This is a genomic window from Paraburkholderia sp. MM5482-R2, assembly GCF_050436125.1.
GTDB lineage: Bacteria > Pseudomonadota > Gammaproteobacteria > Burkholderiales > Burkholderiaceae > Paraburkholderia > Paraburkholderia tuberum.
Genome location: NZ_JBNDLP010000002.1, coordinates 3,082,485 through 3,100,372, shown reverse-complemented (window position 1 = coordinate 3,100,372; position 17,888 = coordinate 3,082,485). Strand labels below are relative to the sequence as shown.

Below are 17,888 nucleotides of genomic sequence, written 5' to 3'. Positions count from 1 at the left end.
CGCGGCTCCGGCGACGCGCCGTTCACGCGCTCGCCGCCACGCCCGAACCGCTCGCGCTGCGCGCGATCGCCAGCACTGCCCACGTGACGATGCCCAGCACGATCGACAGGCCCGCGGCCGTCACCATGTTCGCGTTCAGCGTGAACTCGGTATAGATGGTCATCGGCAGCACGTCGATGTCGGTGGCGAGCGTGAACGCCGTGCCGAACGCGCCCATCGCGGTCGCGAAGCACACGGCGCCCGCCGCGATCAGTCCGGGCGACAGCGCCGGCAACACGATGTCGCGCATGATGCGCCACGGCGATGCGCCGAGCGAGCGCGCGGCCTCTTCGAGCGATGCATCGAGCTTGGTCGCCGAAGCCATCACGGTGACGATCACGCGCGGAATCGAGAAGTACAGATAGCCGAGAAACAGGCCGCTCATCGAATACGCGAACACCCAGCGATCGCCCGCGAGTTTCAGCGACAGCGCGCCGATCAACCCTTGACGTCCCGCGAGCATGATGACCATGAAGCCCACGACGACGCCCGGAAACGCGAGCGGAAACGTCAGCAGCGCGAGCAGCGGGCGCTTGCCGGCGAACTCTCGACGCGCGAGCAGCAGCCCCGCGATCACCGAGAGCACCAGCGTGGCCGCCGTGACCGCCGCCGCCAGCACGACGGTCGCGCCAAGGCTCGACATGTAACGCGCATTCGTCAGCATTGCGCGATACGTCGCGAACGCATGGCCGCCGCCGGAGAGCTGCGCGAGCGCGACCATCGGCAGCAGCCAGAACGCGATGAAGACCGCGAGCGCGGGCGCGAGCAAGGCGATGCGCCAGCGCAGCGGGAACGTGACGTCGTTCAATGCATCACCTGCAGATAGCGCTCGCCGAAGCTCGACTGCTTGTCGGCCATCTTCGCGAAGTCGACCGGCTTCGCGCGCGCGTATTCGCTCGCGGGCAGGAACTGCGCAGCCGTCTCGGCGCTCATCGCGCTCGCGCGCACCGGCCGCAGATACGCCTGCGCCCACAGCTTCTGGCCTTCGTCGGACAGTACGAAATCGAGCACCTTCTTGCCGTTCGCTTCGTGCGGCGCGCCTTTCACGAGGCTCATCACGTACGGCACCGAGATCGTGCCTTCCTGCGGAATCACGAACTCGACGTTCGCGTGATCCTTGTACTTCGCGCGATACGCGTCGAAGTCGTAGTCGAGCAGGATCGGAATTTCGCCGGACAGCACGCGCGCGTACGCGGTCTGCTTCGGCACGATCGGCGCGTTCGCCTTGAGCTTTCTGAACCAGTCGAGACCCGGCTCGAAGTTGTCGAGCGTGCCGCCGAGCGCCTGGTTTACCGCGACCGCGCCCGCATAGCCGACGAACGCGCTCGACGGATCGAGATAACCGATCATGCCTTTGTATTCGGGCTTCAGCAGATCGGCCCACGAGCGCGGCACCGGCTTGCCTTCGAGCGCGTCCTTGTTGACGAAGAAGCCGAGCGTGCCCGAGTGGATCGTGAACCAGTAGCCTTGCGGGTCTTTCAGGGCGGCGGGAATGTCGTCCCAGTGCGCGGGCTTGTACGGCTGGATCACGCCCTTGTCCTTGGCCTGGAACGCCGACGATACGCCGAGATACACGACGTCGGCGACCGGGCTTTTCTGCTCGGCCATCAGCTGCGCGATCGATTGTCCTGAGTTCTTGTTGTCGAACGGCACGCGAATGCCGGTCTTTTGCTGGATCGCCTTGATCTGGCTCGCCCAGTCGGCCCATTCGGGCGGGCAGTTGTAGCAGATCGCGGTTTCGTCGGCGCGCGCGGCTTGCGGCGCGAGCGCGACGAGCGCCGCGCCGGCGACGAGCAGGCTCGCCGGCAGTGCGGTCGCGGCGGAGCGCGCGAGTTTTTGCCACAGCGGTATGAGCGAGGATGCGAAGCGTGAGGTTGAGCGGGGCACTGCGGGTCTCCCTGTGTCGGATGGGTTGCGCGGGTTGGGAATGACAGCCAGGGCGCGCGTATGCGCGTGCCTTCATTGGGCTTCTTATGCGAGCGGTTTTTCGGTGGCGGCCGCAGCGCTCGGGACGTAGGTCGGCGACGCTCCGTCGAGGTTCGCGTGCGAGCCGAGTGCCGCGATCGTCGCGCCTTCGCGCAGGCTGTGCGGCAGCGTCAACGCGCGCGAGGTTGCGCAGAACGCGCGCTCGTCGCGCGCGCCGCCGATGCGTGCGAGCAAGCGCTGCCACGCCGCACAGCCGATTTCGCGATTCGGCGCGCAGATGCTCGCGAGCGCCGGCGACAGCAGTTCGCCCATTGCGAGGCCGTCGAAGCCGAGAATCGACATGTCCTGCGGAATCCTCAGACGCGCGCGGCGCAGGCCGCGCATCACGACCATCGCGAGCAGATCGTTGCTGCAGAAGAGGGCGGTCGGACGGTTTGCGCCGTGCGTCAGGTGCGCGAGCACGGACGGCGCGAGTTCGTCGGCGTTGAAATCGACTTCGAGCGCGGGCGCGGCCGTGAGGCCGGCCTGCTGCATCGCCTGCGTGTAGCCGAGATGCCGCTGACGCGCGCGATCCGAGGCCGCGAACGAGCCGGCCAGCATCAGAATGCGGCGATGGCCGTGCGCGATGAGCCGGCGCACGCCGTCGTAGGCGGCGAGGCGATTGTCGACCGACACCGACGGTCGGCGCACCGTGTCGTTGTGCATCAGCACGTATAGCAGGCCGTCGCGGTCGAGTTCGTCGAGCAGCGGATGGGTGTCGGCATCGGCGACGGTCAGGATCAGTCCTTCGACGCGATGCTCGCGCAGCGTTTCGATTGCGTGACGTTCACGGTCCACGTCGTACTGCGTGGTCATCAGCATCAGCCGATAGCCTTGCGCTGACGCGAGATCGTCGATGCCTTGCAGGCATTCGGCGAACACCGGGTTCGCGAGCGTCGGCAGAACGACGCCGACGAGGCGCGTGCGCTCGCCGCGCAATTGCCGGCCGAGCGGGCTCGGGCGGAAGTTCAGCGCGTCGATCGACTGACGTACCTTGTCGAGCGTGACGGGGTTCACGGTGTGCGGCGCGTTGATCGCGCGCGATACCGTGGCGATGGAAAAGCCCGCGTGGGCGGCGACATCCTTGATCGTCGGCGTCATCGGTTTTCGGCCCGCTGTAATCGTTTTCGTGAGCGGATTATCGGCAACGTTTGTGACTTGGGGATGAATGCGGGTGTCGGGCGCTTTTTTGGGGCTGCCGCGAGGCGATGGTAGAATTCGCGACCACGCGCGATTGCCACCTCTGCCGGGGTGATGAAATTGGTAAACATAGCGGACTTAAAATCCGCCGCCTTCGGGCTTGCCGGTTCAAGTCCGGTCCCCGGCACCAAATACTCGCCAACGGATTTCAACGGTTCACCACGAAGCCCCGACAGCTAGCGCTGAGCGGGGCTTTTGTTTGCTGTAGTCTCCAAGGGTTCACCAGCGATTACAACCCAGGGGGTCGTTTCGGGGGTTGCCACGATTCAAGCGCCCGTCGGATTTCAAGCGCCCGTCGGATGGAAAACGACCCCGGCAGCGGCGCGACAACCGGAGACGCAGACATGGCGCTGACCGATGCCACGATCCGTAACACGAAGCCGGGTGAAAAACAGCAGAAGCTGTACGACGGTGGCGGCCTGCTGCTGCTTGTCACGCCAACGGGCAGCAAGCGATGGATTTTCAAGTACCGTTTTGCCGGAAAGGAAAAGAGCCCCGCACTTGGCGTCTATCCAGACGTGCCGCTTGCCGATGCCCGCAAGCGTCGGGACGACGCCCGCGAAAAACTGGCAGCAAACATCGATCCGGGGGAAGCCAAAAAGGCCGGGAAACGCGCCGCCCGCCTTGCTGCTGCCAATTCATTCGAAGCCGTTGCGCTCGCCTGGATGGAAGAGCGCGGTCAGTCCGTTGAAAGCGGGCAGTGTGAAAAAACGCTTGCGCGTTTCAGGAATGACGCGTTTTCCTAGCTTGGCAAGCGACCCATCGCGGAAATTGACGCACCCGAGATTCTGGCAGTCCTTAAACGCGTGGATAGCCGGGGCGCCCGCTTTACGGCTCACCGTCTGTGCAGCGAAACAAGCCCCGTGTTCCGTTTCGCGATCAAGGAGGGCTATTGCAAAACCGATCCGGCACGCGATCTGGTTGGCGCAATACCGCCTGCACAGACAACGCATTTCGCCTCGATCACCGAGCCCGCCAAGGTCTCGGAGATGTTGCGGGCCTTCGATGCCTTTTCCGGCACGTTCCCGGTTTTGTGCGCGCTCAGGCTCGCGCCCATGCTGTTTGTGCGTCCCGGCGAACTGAGACAGGCTGAATGGGCGCAGATCGATCTGGACAAGGGGGAATGGCGCTACCGCGTCACGAAAACCAACACGGATCATCTTGTGCCACTGGCGGCACAGGCCGTCGCGATCCTGCGCGAACTGCGGGCGCTGACGGGTAGCGGCCGCTACGTGTTCCCAGGCGCGCGCGACGCGCACGCCGTACCGTATAACCTTGGTTCGGCGTACAACCGCACAAAATTCATTCGCGAGCGCCGCGAGATGATGCAGGAGTGGGCCGATTACCGTGACCGGATCAAGGCCGGGGCCGAAGTCATTCCGATCAAAGGCGGGACGGTCGCCTGACTACCTCAGCGGGACAATCTTTTGGAACAGCACCTCCCGATGATGGAAGCGTGGGCGGCGCATGTCTTTGCTCACTGAGACCTACGTGACGTTAAACAGAAAGTCCCGCCGAAGCGGGACCACTTGTACTCATCGGCTTCGCGAACTACCGGTTAATAGTCGTCGCGGTTATCCTCAAACACCGGAAAATTAAGGTCGAGGGTAATCAGGTAGCGCTCGTCGTTTGGTCGGCCGTCTGTCCGAAAGCATCGGATATTGAGGGAAACCTGATATTTGTTGCCGGCCTGCCATCGTGTCGTGGGTGCGTCGCACGCCCGAATTGTATTGCGTGTCGCCTGAGTGTCTTCGATGGGGCGATTGGCCGAAGAGTGAAAAGGTTTCCACCCGCCCCGCCTGAATTGGTTCTGTAGGTCCGTAAGGATCGCCATTGATTCATCAAGCGGTAATGTTTCGACTTGCGGCGAGAGTACAAGCGATTCGACCTTGCCTTTCTGGTCGTACTGAACCATGAAAAACTTCGCGGCCGGCGTTACGAAATCATAGTGTGGATCAACAAATCGGAGTTTTGCAGGGCGTATCAGCACCCCAGCCCAGCTTGTATTGGGTTCAATCGGCGGTAACGTCGAGTGCGATTGCTTACGCACCTGTTCATAGGGTTCCCCTAGCGTCAGCACGACCTCATCAACAGGCTTTGCCATTGCGAGCAGTCCCCATAAGGCAGCGCAGCCAACTACGGTGCAAACGAGATATCTAAACCACCTGATTTTTCGACTCAGCATGTTTACCTTGCATGCGCGATGAGATAAAGGGAATTTTCTACGTCATATTTCTTAAGCGGATCGTGTAGCAGTTGGTCGAAACGCTGTGCGGCTCGCAAAACAAATGTCATGCGCTGCTGTGGATCGGCAAGATTTGCGAGAGGCTCCTTGCTGAATCTTTCGTTCTTGGCGTTGGCCCCCGTCACCGTACACTGATTCGCAAAGGCAAGCTGGATTTCCCGCGCCGATCCAGTCGGAATATGCAATGCCCATGCGAACTGGTTGGCGCGCATCAGCAACGCGAATGTTGGATCGTTGTACATGGCCGGTTGCAAGATGTTGATTTGCTCGTGTATTGCCAAGTCTTTGACACCATCTGCAATGCGGTCACTATCAATTGCGGAGAAGGCGCTCAAAATCTGAGGCCTTTCCTCCGCGAACGGAACACTGTTCTCAATCGGCCACAGGACGGAACTGCGCAAGAGTTTGCGTTCGGGTAAGCATCGCTTTAATCGCGCAAGCCCAAACTTCTTGTAGAACATATGCAGCGGCCAAACGTCGAGAAACAGCGACGTGTTGCCCTTTGCCAGCATCTGATAGACCTTGGCACCGCTTTCGGCGGTCGCAGCACTCACCGCCGACTGTGCCCCGTAGGCCGTCATCCATGCAGCCGGGCCAACACTCGCTACCTTGCGCAAATTGGCAACGCTGTCCGAAGCCGATTTGCCGATCATCTCGGCGGCATTGAGCAGCCCGCATCCTACCTGCTTCGACGCGAACGCCGCGAGTCCGGCCCACTGGAAACGTCGGTCATCCCACCAGAGTTGTGCATACGCCGCATTGATGCTGCGGTTACCCCCCGCGTCACAATGGTTGTCGCCTGGATAAAATTGGAATCTGGGGGCGATAAAGAGAGAACAAGTTGGCGCGTTACGGAAAGACATTCAAGGACAGGGCAGTGGCGCGGTTGCTGCCGCCGGAGAGCGCATCAGTGGAAGAGGTTGCGCGAGAGATCGGTGTGGGCGCGCAGACGCTGGAGCGCTGGCGCAGTGATGCGCTGTCCATGCCCGCTCGCGAGCGGGCCTGGACAGCGGCCGCGCGTTTCGAAGCGGTGTTGAGCACGGCAGCGATGGACGAGACGGCCCGCAATGCGTGGTGCCGCGAGCATGGCGTGTATCCGCAGGAACTGGCGCAGTGGCGGCAAGCGGCCACGCAGGCGCTGGCCGAGCCCGAAGAGGCCCGTGCGAGTCCACAGCAGACGAAGCAGGACCAGCGTCGCATCAAGGAACTGGAACGCGAACTGCGGCGCAAGGAGAAAGCACTGGCCGAGGCAGCCGCATTGCTGGTTCTTTCAAAAAAACTCGGGGCGATCTTCAACACGGACAAGGGCGAGGACGAATGATCGGCCTCGAAGATCGCCAGTTCCTGGCCCGGGAAATCGATTCGGCAAGACTGGCTGGCGCACGGTTGCGCCTGGCCTGCGAGGTGGCCGGAATCGACGTGCGTACCCTGCAGCGCTGGAGGGCCAATCAAGGGCTCGTCACTGGCGACGCCAGGCCCGGCGCGATGCGCCTGCTGCCCGCGCACACCTTGAGCCCGCAGGAGCGGGAAAACGTGCTGCGCGTAGCCAGCGAGCCGCGCTTTGCCGACATGCCACCGGCGCGCATCGTGCCGATGCTGGCTGACGAAGGCGTGTATATCGCCAGCGAATCGACCTTTGCACGCGTGCTGCGCGAGCATGGGCAGATGAGGCGCCGTGGCCGTGCCAGAACTCCTTCGAGCGGCCGGCCGCCGACCACGCACGTTGCAACCGCGCCGCGCCAGGTGTGGTGCTGGGACATGACCTATTTGCCGGCAACGGTCACAGGGCGATGGTTCCACCTGTACCTGATTCTGGACCTGTACAGCCGCAAGATTGTCGGCTGGGAGGTGCACGACAGCGACGCGGCCGAACACGCTGCTCATCTCGTACGTCGTACGGCGCTCTCCGAAGGCATTGCCGCCCGTGAGGCCCGGCCGGTGCTGCACGGCGATAACGGGGCGACGCTGAAGGCCACGACCGTGCTGGCGATGCTGCACTGGCTGGGCATCAAGCCGTCGTACTCGCGTCCCCGGGTCAGCGACGACAACGCCTATGCCGAGGCGCTGTTCCGAACCGCGAAGTACCGGCCGGAGTTTCCGGTCACAGGCTTCGAGGACCTGAACGCTGCTCGCACCTGGGCTGCCGGCTTCGTGCAGTGGTACAACTTCGAGCATCGTCATAGTGGCATCCGCTACGTGACGCCTGCGCAGCGTCACGCCGGTGACGATCGTGCGCTTCTCGCCGCTCGGCATGCACTGTACGAGAGGGCCCGCGAGCGCAATCCGGCCCGCTGGTCGCGCCACACGCGCAACTGGACACCGGTTGGTGCCGTGACGCTTAACCCCGAACGCGACTCAGTCGTCGAGATGGCGTCGATCAGCGCAAATAAACAGCCTCTGGCTGCATGAGTGAGGCGACAACTTGCTTGACGCGCGCCGGTTACGCGCAATCGGATCGTCAACGGATACGATGGCCTCGGCCTTCTTCTGATAGAAGCGCCAGCAGTCGATACAGTCCTGCTTGTCCTCTTCCGCTCGCTTTTTTGCGGCGGCCTCTTCCTCTTTTCAGTTCGGATAACAGACCGGACACCTTGGGTTATCGCACTTTTGCATCTTCGTTATTCGCGTTGGTGTTGTACTGACGCCGCGCAAGGCCGATGCCATATTTCGGCGCGCAGTTCTGGGTGAGGGCATGCCGACTCTCTCGGCTCTCCGCTTCGTGAGCGAATCATAAAATGGCCTCACCTTCGACGGGTGAGCGCTGTGGATCACCCTGCGCCAAGCTAGCGCAAACAGGAGGGGGCATTCAATAGGACAGGGTCGATATTTTGTTTAACGATTGTCAAAACAATGGTGATGGTGACCATCGGGTTTAGTGAGTTGTGAGCGGCGGCGCGATAACAAGGAGCCAGCGGTCGCTGTCGCCGTTGTCGGGGGGAGTGACAACCGCTTTCATATGTACAGGATGACCAACCATCAGGTCGCCAAAGCCCTGTACGACGAAGTAAAGAACGGCAACCTGCTGTTTGTGCCCGAGCGGGACGACATGCGCAAGTGTGTGGAGGCGATACGCAAGCAGCGGGAAAAAGGTTCGGGTCCAGCGCCTGCCCGCACACAACAACCGGCCGAGGCGGACATCGCAAGCTCGCTCCATGGCAACAGTCCGCGCGTGCCGCAGAATCTCGGCAATGCAAAGCCGTTGGAGTACGCACCGGACGCGCCGAGCGGCGATGTGCAGCAGATCGCGGCGCGCGGAGTCAGCGCGGCCGAGGAAACTGAGTGCGACGCGATATATCATGCGGAAATGACAGCCTGTTCTGCTGCTGGCGCAATATTCCAAGACCCGCGCACTTATGCGCTGTGCGCGCAACGGGCATTCGCGAATTACCAGACCTGTAGAGGTTATTGATGAGTCAACGACAAACCGCGTTTATCAGTTTTTTCGACGAACACACGGGACAGGTGAAATTCTGCGTTGTGCCGCGACAGTTCGTTCAAACCGCGATTGATCGCGTCATGGCAATCAGCGTGCCGCCGGATGCCGCTGAACACTCCGACGCTCCATTTACAGACGAGGACGCGCGGAAGCTGGGGGGCTTGGCGGTCCTGAGCCTTGCCGCTTCGAATCCTGACTTGAGGTCTCGCTTGCAGATCACGACTGAAGCCCCGATGGTCTGGACACCAGCGAAGCCGTCTGGCGAATAGTGCATTCTTGTAGTCGCTCGACGTCAAGCATGCAGGGTGATTGATGCGATGAAGCGAGCGAATCAATTGCGCGGTGACGACAACGCCATCTTGCACGACGATGGAGGCGTTGAATCAGGCGGTGAAATCATCGACAACATGCACGCCTACGCGCCTTAAGTCGTCCGGAAAGAATCAAACTTGTCGCCAGGCCGGACCATGCGTAACATCACCCCCGCCAACCTCACTCCGCCTTCATGTTCCCCCTCAAATACCTCACCGGCTACCCCGCACCGTTGCAAGACAAGGTGAGAAAGCTGATCGCCGCCGATCAGCTCGGCTCCTACGTCGCGCAGAAGTACCCGAGCACGCACGAGGTGCAAACCGACCGCGCGCTCTACGAGTACTGCGCGGAACTCAAACGCGAACACCTGCGCAACGCCGAGCAGATCGACAAGGTCACTTACGACAGCAAACTCGACGTGATGCGTCACGCGCTCGGCCTGCACACGAGCGTTTCGCGGGTGCAGGGCAGCAAGCTGAAAGCGAAGAAGGAAATCCGCATCGCGTCGTTATTCAAGGCCGCGGCGCCGGAGTTTCTGAAGATGATCGTCGTGCACGAACTCGCTCATCTGAAAGAAAGCGACCACAACAAAGCGTTCTATCGTCTGTGCGAGTTCATGCAGCCGGGTTACCAACAGATCGAATTCGATCTACGTCTGTATCTGACACATCGCGATCTGGCGAAGAAGACCGTGTGAGGTACGCCGCGCGGCGGGCGCGGCAGACGTGACAAACGGAGCTGACTTCAAGCCGCCATTTCCGCGGCATCCTCCACCATCGACGCCGTCAACAACACCGGAATCGACTTCGACGTCGGCGTACCCGCGCCATCTGCGACCGAGGAGAGCGGCACCAGCGGATTCGTCTCCGGATAATAAGCGCCGAGGCAGCCGCGCGGAATGTCGTACTCGACGAGCAGAAAACCGTCCACGCGTCGCTCGATGCCATCGGCCCACACGCTCGTGATATCGACGCGCTGACCAGCCGCGAACCCGAGCATCGCGAGATCGTCCTTGTTGGCGAACAGCACGCGCCGCTGTCCGTACACGCCGCGATAGCGATCGTCGAGACCGTAAATCGTCGTGTTGTACTGATCATGTGAGCGGGTGGTCATCAGCGTCATCAGGCGTTCGCCATGTTGCTTCTTCGCCTGATGAATCGGCGTGTCGAGCGCGATCGCGTGGACGATGAACTGTGCCTTGCCGCTCGGCGTTTTCCAGATGCGATCGCGCGATGCGACGCCGAGATGGAAGCCGCCCGGCTTCTTCAGACGCTCGTTGTAGTCGTCGAAACCGTCGATCACCTTCGCGATGCCGTCGCGAATCAGCGCGTAGTCGGCCGCATGGGCGAGCCAGTCCACCTTGCCGCTGCCCAAAGTTGCATGCGCCATGCGCGCGACGATCGCCACTTCGGAAAGCAGATTGTCCGACGCCGGTTTGTTCATCCCATACGAGATGTGCACCATGCTCATCGAATCCTCGACGCTGACGCCTTGCGCCACGCCGTTCTGAACATCGATCTCGGTGCGTCCGAGCGTCGGCAGGATCAGCGCGTCGCGGCCATGCACGAGGTGGCTGCGATTGAGCTTCGTCGTCACGTGCACGGTCAGATCGCATGCGCGCATCGCGTCCCACGTGCGCGGCGTGTCCGGAGTCGCGATCGAGAAATTGCCGCCCAGCCCGATGAACACCTTCACCTTGCCGTCGAGCATCGCCTGAATCGTGTTGACGACGTCGAGTCCGTGCTCGCGCGGCGGCGCGAAGTCGTAGGCTGCGCCGAGCTTGTCGAGAAACGCTTCAGTAGGCTTTTCTTCGATACCGACCGTGCGGTCGCCCTGCACGTTCGAGTGGCCGCGCACCGGGCACAGCCCCGCGCCGCGCCGGCCGATATTGCCGCGCATCATCATCAGATTCGACAGCAGCTGTACCGTCGCGACCGAGTTCTTGTGCTGCGTGAGACCCATGCCCCAGGTCGAAATCACCGCGCGGCCCTTCACGTAGATATCGGCGAGCTTCAGCACCTCATCGAGCGGCACGCCTGCCTCGGCGACGATCGTGTCCCAGCGCTCGGCGCGCAGATCGTCGGCGAAGGCAGCGAAGCCGACTGTGTGCTGGGCGATGAAGCCGAAGTCGAGCACGCGCTCGAGGCCCGACACGAGCGCTTCGTCATCCAGTTCGAGCACGCGTTTGGCGACGCCCTTGATCAGCGCGAAATCGCCGCCGACCTTCGGACGGATGAATACCGAGCTGATTTTCGTGCTGCCCATCGTCAGCATTTCGACCGGATGCTGCGGGCTCGCGAAGCGTTCGAGGCCGCGCTCCCTCAGCGGATTGATCGACACGATCGTGGCGCCGCGCTTCGCGCATTCGCGCAGCTCGCCGAGCATGCGCGGATGGTTGGTGGCCGGATTCTGGCCGAAGATCAGCAGCGTATCCGCGTGTTCGAAGTCATCGAGCGTGACCGTGCCCTTGCCGATGCCGACCGTGTGCGGCAGGCCACGGCTCGTCGCCTCGTGGCACATGTTCGAGCAATCGGGAAAATTGTTGGTGCCGTACATGCGCACGAACAGCTGGTACAGGAACGCGGCTTCGTTGCTCGCGCGGCCCGAGGTATAGAACGCGGCGCGGTCAGGATCGTCGAGACGCTTCAGATGGCTCGCGATCAGCGCGAATGCGTCGTCCCAGCCGATCGGCACATAACGGTCGCGCGCGGCGTCGTAGACGAGCGGATCGGTCAGGCGGCCGTGCTGCTCGAGTTCGAAGTCGGATTGCCTCATCAGCTCCGTGACGCTGTGCCGCTCGAAGAACGCGGGCGTCACGCGCTTGCCGGTGGCCTCGGCGGCCACGGCCTTCACGCCGTTTTCGCAGAACTCGAATGTCGACGCGTGCTCGCGATCCGGCCACGCGCAGCCGGGGCAGTCGAAGCCGTCAGGCTGGTTCTGCTTGAGCAGCGTGCGGTAGTTGCCGCCCGCGACCTTCTCCTTGAGCAAGTTGATGGCGACATACTTCAGCGCGCCCCAGCCAGCGGCGGGGTGCTTGTACGGCTCGATGCGGGCTTCGGCTTGTGTTTCGTTCTTCTTCATGACGTGGCGGTGGAAAGATTCGACAGGGTTTGCAGACCAATGCCGGAGAGCGTACTGTGTTCCATAAACTACGTCGGGTACAGAAAATTGGAAAGAACAGGAGTACAGTTGCGCGACGATGCCTGAAGCCGCCCGAATCCACCCGAATCGCATGAAGCTCTACGAAAAACTCGCCGACGAAATCACCGAAGCCGTGCGCCGCGGCGTGTTCGCGGCCGGCGAGCGGGTTGCGTCGGTGCGTCAGGCGAGCCAGCAGCACGGCGTCAGCATCAAGACGGTGCTGCACGCGTATGCGCTGCTGGAGAGCCGCGGCATCGTCGAGAGCCGGCCGCAGTCGGGCTATTTCGTGCGCGACGCGGCCGCGCGGGCGCTCGCGCCGGCGCCCGCCGCGGCCCGCGCGGGCCGCAAGTCCGCGCCGCCGCCGGTGCCCGCGACGGTCGACGTGAGCCGGCTCGTGCTGTCGACGCTACGCAGCATCCGCGCGCACGACGCCGTGCCGTTCGGCTCGCCGTATCCCGATCCGTCGCTGTTCCCGTGGCGGCGCATCAACCAGTACGCCAACGCGATCGGGCGGCGGCACGCGAGCTGGAATCTGATCGACGATCTGCCGCCGGGCAACCCCGAGCTGATCCGACAGATCGCGCGGCGCTATGCGGAAAACGGTCTGCCGGTCGATCCGGGCGAAATCGTGATCACGCTCGGCGCGACCGAGGCGATCAACCTGAGCCTGCAGGCGGTCGCCAAGCCGGGCGATACCGTCGCGGTCGAGTCGCCGACCTACTACGCGATGCTGCACGCCATCGAGCGCCTCGGCATGCGCGCGATCGAGGTGGCGACGCATCCGGTCGACGGCATCGACATCGACGCGCTCGCGAAGGCGATCGCGCGGCAGAAGATCGCCGCGTGCATGGTGATGCCGAATTTCCAGAATCCGCTCGGTTTCTGCATGTCCGACGAGCGCAAGCGGCAACTGGTCGAACTGCTGGCCGCGCACGAGATTCCGGCGATCGAGAACGATGTCTACCAGGAGCTGTATTTCGGTGACACGCGGCCGTCGACGCTGAAGACCTTCGACACCCAGGGGCTCGTGCTGCACTGCGCGTCGTTTTCGAAAAGCCTGACGGCGTCGTACCGGATCGGCTGGGCGCTGCCGGGGCGCTATCGCGCGCAGGTCGAGAAGCTCAAGTTCCTGAATACGCTGACGACGCCGTCGGTGCCCCAGATCGCGGTCGCCGATTATTTGCGTCAGGACGGCTACGACCGCCATCTGCGGCACCTGCGCCGCGTGTACCGGCAGCAGGCGAGCATCATGAGCGCGCTGGTGCTGCGCTTTTTCCCGGTCGGCACGCGCGTGTCGACGCCGCAGGGCGGCTACGTGCTGTGGGTCGAGTTGCCCGTTGCGATCGATTCGATGCGGCTTTATCAGGCGGCGCTCGAACGCGGGATCACGGTCGGGCCGGGGATGATGTTTTCGACGCGCAACGATTTTCGGCACTTCATCCGGCTCAACTACAGCTATCCGTGGACCGCGCAGGCCGAAGCGGCGTTGAAGACGCTCGGTGAGCTGGCTACGGCGATGGCGTGACAGGCGCTACGGCGATGCACAACGACACATCACGACAGGTAGACCGACATGGATGACGACGACATCGACCCGCAACTCGCCGCGATACTCGCGCAGCTATGGCGCGCGCATCGCGAGACACCCTGGCGCGCGTGGTCGCTCGCGAAGCTGTCGAAGCAGGCCGGCGTGCCGATGAGCAGCTTGCGGCGGCAATTGACGGCGCTCTCGGGAAGCGGTCTCGTCGATACGATGTGCCACGACGATGGCACCGGAGCCGCGTCGCTGAGCGAAATCGGCGCGCAGCTTTGCGCGGAGCTGTTCGGCACGAGCGAGGGCGGCGAGCCGTCGGCCGCCGGCTAAGCGTCCCGGCGCAACTGCCACCGGCGTGCAATTGATCCGGCGCACGGGTTGATTGTTGTCGTAGTCAGCGCGCTCCGCCGTCTCATTGCCCGACGCTCGCCTGCACCTGCGGTTCTGATTGCGATGGCGCCATGTCCGCCGCCTCGAGCGTGGCGACGCCGCAGAACCAGTCGGCATCGCGCGGCTGATACTTCCACCGCTTGCTGGACTGCCCGATCACGCTCGCACACTGCTCGTTCACCATAAGGTCGGGCTGGCGGCCGTGCATTGCAGTGTCGACGGATCGGAGTGCGCATCCGCATCCACGGACGCCGCGTGCCGCGCGCCGCTCGGCAGGCTCGCCAGCAGTCGCTGCAATTCGTCGATACGCGTCGCGTACCACGTCCGCAGACACGCGGCGTCGCGGCAGTTCGCTTCGCGCCAGGCCCACTTGCTGTCGCTGTCGTCGATGAACGCGCGGCGCTGGGCGACTCGCCGACGTGCCTTCCAGTAGAGTTGGCCCAACGTGTCGTCGAGCGTCGACAGGGCGGCGTCGCCGCAAATCATGCGCTCGGCCGGCGAGCGGCCGCGCTGGCAATCGAAGCTCGCAGCGTTGGCGTACGGATGCGCGAGCAGCAGTCCGGCGATCAGGAGGGGGCGGAAGAGGGTCATCAGGGTCCGGGCGGTGCATCGGTTGATCATGCCGCCGATGATCGACCGGTCGCGCGCCTCGCGGACGTCCGAACAACGCGGGAATTCGGGCGGGTCGTTACCGGATGTTGCCGCGCGGGCTGCCGGCCCAGGTCGGCGCTCGCGCACCTTCGCGTGTCATGAAGTAGGCGCAACGTCTATATGATGGAAGTGGGGGCACTTGGGCCGGCGTGATCAAAGGCGGCCAACGAAAGAGGGAGAACGAATGCAACGACGACTCGTGATCGGTCTTTGCATGGCAGCGGGCCTTCTGATTTTACCCGGCGCGGCCAGCGCGCAGTCACAGGCCTATACGAACAGCGGGTCCAACGTGCGCGCGGGCCCTGCGGCCGACTACCCGATCGTCGCGCAACTGCCGGCCCAGCGTCGAGCCGCTGCGGCGCCTGCGGGCCACGAACAGACGGCGCCCGCACTGCCGTCGCCCGTCGTACCGGCATCAACCGATGCTGGCACGCCACACCGGAGCCGTCCGCACGCGATGCATGGCAGATTTTCACGCTGGACTTAGCGTAAACCCCGGTGTGCCGCGTACACTAACTTGCCGATGTTGGGTTGGGGGGCGCAACTATGATTTGCGAAGCAACATCACGTGGCACAACGACAGCCGCGCCGGAGGGCGGCCGCTATCGGCCGGAACGGGCCGAGGAGGTACTCGCGTCCGAGCGCGGCGTGTTGCGGCTGATCACCCGCAACACGCCGCTGCCCGAACTGCTCGACGAAGTCTGCCGTCGCGCCGAGGCGCTGCTCGGCGACGGCGCGTGCTGCTCGATCCTGCTGCTCGACCCGGACGGCGTGCATGTGCGCGTCGGCGGCGCGCCGTCGCTGCCGCCCGCGTACAGCGCCGCGATCGAGGGCGCGGCGATCGGTCCGGGCGTCGGCTCGTGCGGCACGGCGATGTTCGAGCGGCGTCTGGTGATCGTCGACGACATCGAATCCGATCCGCTGTGGGAAAACTTCCGCGATTTCGCGTTGCCGCACGGCTTGCGCGCATGCTGGTCCGTGCCCTTCGAAAACGACGCGGGCATCGTGCTCGGCGCGTTCGCCGTCTACTACCGCGCCACCCGCTGCCCGACCCCCGAGGAAGAGGCGATGCTGCGCGACATCGGCGGCAGCGTCGGCCTCGCAGTCCATCAGGACGCGATGGCGCAGCGCCTCGCGCATAGCGAGGAGCGTCACCGGCTGGTCGTCGATCATCTCAGCGAGGGCATCGTCGTGCAGTCGCGCACCGGCATCGTGCTCGCCTGCAATCCGAGTGCGCAGCGCATGCTGCACGTGACACCGGAGGTCGTCGGCAGCAGCATGCGGACCGTGATGACACGCGCGTTCGGCGAGGACGGCTCGGTCATCGGCGAAGTCAACCGTCCGGTCTCGCAGGTCTTTGCGACCGGCAAGCCGATGCTCGGCGTGACGGTCGGCCTCGAACTGATCGGCGGCGAGGTCGTGTGGATCACGCAGAACGTCGTGCCGATCCTGCGGCCCGGCGACAGCGAGCCGGACTCCGTGCTGATTTCGTTTTCCGACATCGGGCCGGTGCGCGAGGCGCAGCGCCAGCTGAAGTACCTCGCCACGCGCGATTCGCTGACCGGCCTCTACAACCGCGCCTACCTGACCGAGCGGATGCGCGACCTGTTCGCGCCGTGCGCCGCCGGCGACCATGACGGCGAGCTCACCAGCGTCGCCGTGCTGTTCGTCGATCTCGACAGCTTCAAGAAGGTCAACGACACCGCCGGTCACGAAGCCGGCGACGCCTTGCTGTGCAGCGTTGCCGAACGGCTGTCGGCCTGCGTCGGGTGCGGCGACACGCTGGCGCGCGTCGGCGGCGACGAGTTCGTGATCGTCGCCAGTGCGTACGGCAATACCGGCGAGCTGATCGGCCTCGCGCACCGCATTCTGGACATGATCGCGGTGCCATTCGCGGTGGCGGGCAACGAGTACTACCTGGGCGCGTCGATCGGCATCAGCCTGTTTCCCGAAGACGGCCAGGACGTCGCAACGCTGATGCGCAACGCCGATTCGGCGATGTATCACGCGAAGCAGCGCGGCCGCAACAACTTCCAGTTCTTCACCGCCGAGCTGAACCAGCATCTGCAGCGGCGTTTCACGATCGAACAGTCGCTGCGGCGCGCGCTCGCGGCCAACGAGCTGAGCCTCGTGTACCAGCCGATCGTCGATAGCCAGAGCGGCCGCACGATCGGTGCGGAAGCACTGCTGCGCTGGTACAACAGCGAGCTGGGCAACGTGTCGCCGGGCGAATTCATTCCGGTCGCCGAGGATGCCGGGCTGATCGTCGAGATCGGCGACTGGGTGCTCGAGCACGCCTGCCAGCAGGTCGCGCAGTGGCGGCGCTCGCTCGCGCCGCATCTGGTCGTCGCGGTCAATCTGTCGCCGCGGCAGTTCAACGACGGGCTGCTCGAGCGCATCGAACGTTGTCTTGCGCAGTCCGGGCTCGAACCGGCCGCGCTCGAACTCGAGATCACCGAGCGGTTGCTGATGAGCGACAGCGATACCGTGCTGCCGATGCTGAGCGCGCTGAACGCAATGGGCGTGCGCGTCTCGGTCGACGATTTCGGCACCGGTTATTCGTCGCTGTCGTACCTGAAGCGCTTTCCGCTGCATAACCTGAAGATCGACCGCTCGTTCGTCGCGGGGCTGCCCGATCATCGCGATTCGGTCGCGATCACGCAGGCGGTCGTCGCGATGGCGCACTCGCTCGGCATGAACGTCACCGCCGAGGGCGTCGAGACCGTCGAGCAGGCGGCGTTCCTGCGCGCGATCGATTGCGACAAGCAGCAGGGCTACCTGTACAGCCGGCCGGTCGGCGCGAGCGCGTATGCGCGCACGCTGTACGACGCGCAGCTGATCGGCATGGCGAAGGCGTCCTGACGCGATTGTTCAGATTGCCGAACAAGTGACTTCGCGTTGCCGCTATTTATCGGCGGCGACGCACTCCCTAAAATTCCCCCATCGAAACAGTATTGGTGCGCGGTGCCGAAGCG

13 protein-coding genes, 1 tRNA gene and 2 pseudogenes are annotated in these 17,888 nt (G+C 63.8%); 9 read left to right on the top strand and 7 right to left on the bottom strand.

The annotated features are described in order from the left end of the window. Positions 1-22 precede the first annotated feature (22 nt). The 3 genes from OKW37_RS17040 to OKW37_RS17030 form a co-directional block, all read right to left on the bottom strand. Complete coding sequence (locus OKW37_RS17040; protein WP_429405128.1) at positions 23-847, bottom strand: ABC transporter permease; 825 nt, start codon at positions 845-847, stop codon at positions 23-25. Further along, the gene (locus OKW37_RS17035) at positions 844-1,926 is read right to left on the bottom strand and encodes an ABC transporter substrate-binding protein (protein WP_429355802.1); all 1,083 of its coding nucleotides are present in this window, start codon (positions 1,924-1,926) and stop codon (positions 844-846) included. The genes OKW37_RS17040 and OKW37_RS17035 overlap by 4 nt, the downstream gene beginning before the upstream one ends. 84 nt (positions 1,927-2,010) lie before the next feature. After that, positions 2,011-3,105, bottom strand: coding sequence for a LacI family DNA-binding transcriptional regulator (locus tag OKW37_RS17030; protein WP_429405130.1), 1,095 nt, complete (start codon positions 3,103-3,105; stop codon positions 2,011-2,013). 144 nt (positions 3,106-3,249) lie between these two features. Between OKW37_RS17030 and OKW37_RS17025 the strand changes: the two genes are divergently transcribed. Beyond that, positions 3,250-3,334, top strand: a tRNA-Leu gene (locus tag OKW37_RS17025). A 214-nt stretch (positions 3,335-3,548) separates the two neighbouring features. Continuing rightward, positions 3,549-4,610 (top strand): annotated as a pseudogene (locus tag OKW37_RS17020) (tyrosine-type recombinase/integrase). A 152-nt stretch (positions 4,611-4,762) separates the two neighbouring features. On the opposite strand, the gene OKW37_RS17015 reads toward OKW37_RS17020, so the two are convergent. Both OKW37_RS17015 and OKW37_RS17010 read right to left on the bottom strand, forming a co-directional pair. Next, on the bottom strand, positions 4,763-5,308 hold the full coding sequence (locus OKW37_RS17015) for a flagellar biosynthesis sigma factor (RefSeq protein WP_260321354.1): 546 nt from the start codon (positions 5,306-5,308) through the stop codon (positions 4,763-4,765). Between the two features lie 83 nt (positions 5,309-5,391). After that, positions 5,392-6,312, bottom strand: a complete 921-nt coding sequence (locus OKW37_RS17010) for a DUF2515 family protein (protein ID WP_429405132.1) — start codon at positions 6,310-6,312, stop codon at positions 5,392-5,394. Between OKW37_RS17010 and OKW37_RS17005 the strand changes: the two genes are divergently transcribed. From OKW37_RS17005 to OKW37_RS16990, 4 genes are all read left to right on the top strand, one after another. After that, positions 6,291-7,858 (top strand): IS3 family transposase gene (locus tag OKW37_RS17005; RefSeq protein ID WP_429405134.1). Its coding sequence is split into 2 segments (ribosomal slippage): positions 6,291-6,729 and positions 6,729-7,858, totalling 1,569 coding nucleotides; the frame shifts between segments, so codons are not numbered across the junction. The genes OKW37_RS17010 and OKW37_RS17005 overlap by 22 nt on opposite strands. Before the next feature lie 556 nt (positions 7,859-8,414). Continuing rightward, on the top strand, positions 8,415-8,858 hold the full coding sequence (locus OKW37_RS17000) for a hypothetical protein (RefSeq protein WP_184063821.1): 444 nt from the start codon (positions 8,415-8,417) through the stop codon (positions 8,856-8,858). Next, on the top strand, positions 8,858-9,154 hold the full coding sequence (locus tag OKW37_RS16995) for a hypothetical protein (RefSeq protein WP_184063824.1): 297 nt from the start codon (positions 8,858-8,860) through the stop codon (positions 9,152-9,154). Before OKW37_RS17000 ends, OKW37_RS16995 begins: the two co-directional genes overlap by 1 nt. 236 nt (positions 9,155-9,390) lie before the next feature. Beyond that, positions 9,391-9,894 carry a M48 metallopeptidase family protein gene (locus OKW37_RS16990; RefSeq protein ID WP_429355798.1) on the top strand — a complete coding sequence of 168 codons (504 nt, stop codon included), beginning with the start codon at positions 9,391-9,393 and terminating at the stop codon, positions 9,892-9,894. Positions 9,895-9,941: 47 nt separating this feature from the next. On the opposite strand, the gene OKW37_RS16985 is transcribed toward OKW37_RS16990, so the two are convergent. Beyond that, positions 9,942-12,278 carry an FdhF/YdeP family oxidoreductase gene (locus OKW37_RS16985; protein ID WP_429405137.1) on the bottom strand — a complete coding sequence of 779 codons (2,337 nt, stop codon included), beginning with the start codon at positions 12,276-12,278 and terminating at the stop codon, positions 9,942-9,944. A gap of 151 nt (positions 12,279-12,429) precedes the next feature. On the opposite strand from OKW37_RS16985, the gene OKW37_RS16980 reads away from it, so the two are divergent. Further along, positions 12,430-13,863, top strand: coding sequence for a PLP-dependent aminotransferase family protein (locus tag OKW37_RS16980; protein WP_429405139.1), 1,434 nt, complete (start codon positions 12,430-12,432; stop codon positions 13,861-13,863). A gap of 48 nt (positions 13,864-13,911) precedes the next feature. Then, a complete protein-coding gene (locus tag OKW37_RS16975; RefSeq protein ID WP_184063836.1) occupies positions 13,912-14,202 on the top strand; it encodes a helix-turn-helix domain-containing protein in 291 nt (96 codons plus the stop codon). 82 nt (positions 14,203-14,284) lie between these two features. Here the strand turns inward: OKW37_RS16975 and OKW37_RS16970 are convergent. Next, positions 14,285-14,853 (bottom strand): annotated as a pseudogene (locus OKW37_RS16970) (lysozyme inhibitor LprI family protein). A gap of 606 nt (positions 14,854-15,459) precedes the next feature. Between OKW37_RS16970 and OKW37_RS16965 the strand changes: the two are divergent. Then, on the top strand, positions 15,460-17,775 hold the full coding sequence (locus tag OKW37_RS16965) for a putative bifunctional diguanylate cyclase/phosphodiesterase (protein WP_184063844.1): 2,316 nt from the start codon (positions 15,460-15,462) through the stop codon (positions 17,773-17,775). Positions 17,776-17,888: the final 113 nt, after the last annotated feature.

Coding starts and splice junctions, on each gene's coding strand:
- OKW37_RS17015 (WP_260321354.1), bottom strand. CDS start 5,308: ATGGCAAAGCCTGTTGATGAGGTCGTGCTGACGCTAGGGGAACCCTAT.
- OKW37_RS16985 (WP_429405137.1), bottom strand. CDS start 12,278: ATGAAGAAGAACGAAACACAAGCCGAAGCCCGCATCGAGCCGTACAAG.
- OKW37_RS16995 (WP_184063824.1), top strand. CDS start 8,858: ATGAGTCAACGACAAACCGCGTTTATCAGTTTTTTCGACGAACACACG.
- OKW37_RS17010 (WP_429405132.1), bottom strand. CDS start 6,312: ATGTCTTTCCGTAACGCGCCAACTTGTTCTCTCTTTATCGCCCCCAGA.
- OKW37_RS17030 (WP_429405130.1), bottom strand. CDS start 3,105: ATGACGCCGACGATCAAGGATGTCGCCGCCCACGCGGGCTTTTCCATC.
- OKW37_RS16965 (WP_184063844.1), top strand. CDS start 15,460: ATGATTTGCGAAGCAACATCACGTGGCACAACGACAGCCGCGCCGGAG.
- OKW37_RS16980 (WP_429405139.1), top strand. CDS start 12,430: ATGAAGCTCTACGAAAAACTCGCCGACGAAATCACCGAAGCCGTGCGC.
- OKW37_RS16975 (WP_184063836.1), top strand. CDS start 13,912: ATGGATGACGACGACATCGACCCGCAACTCGCCGCGATACTCGCGCAG.
- OKW37_RS17000 (WP_184063821.1), top strand. CDS start 8,415: ATGACCAACCATCAGGTCGCCAAAGCCCTGTACGACGAAGTAAAGAAC.
- OKW37_RS16990 (WP_429355798.1), top strand. CDS start 9,391: ATGTTCCCCCTCAAATACCTCACCGGCTACCCCGCACCGTTGCAAGAC.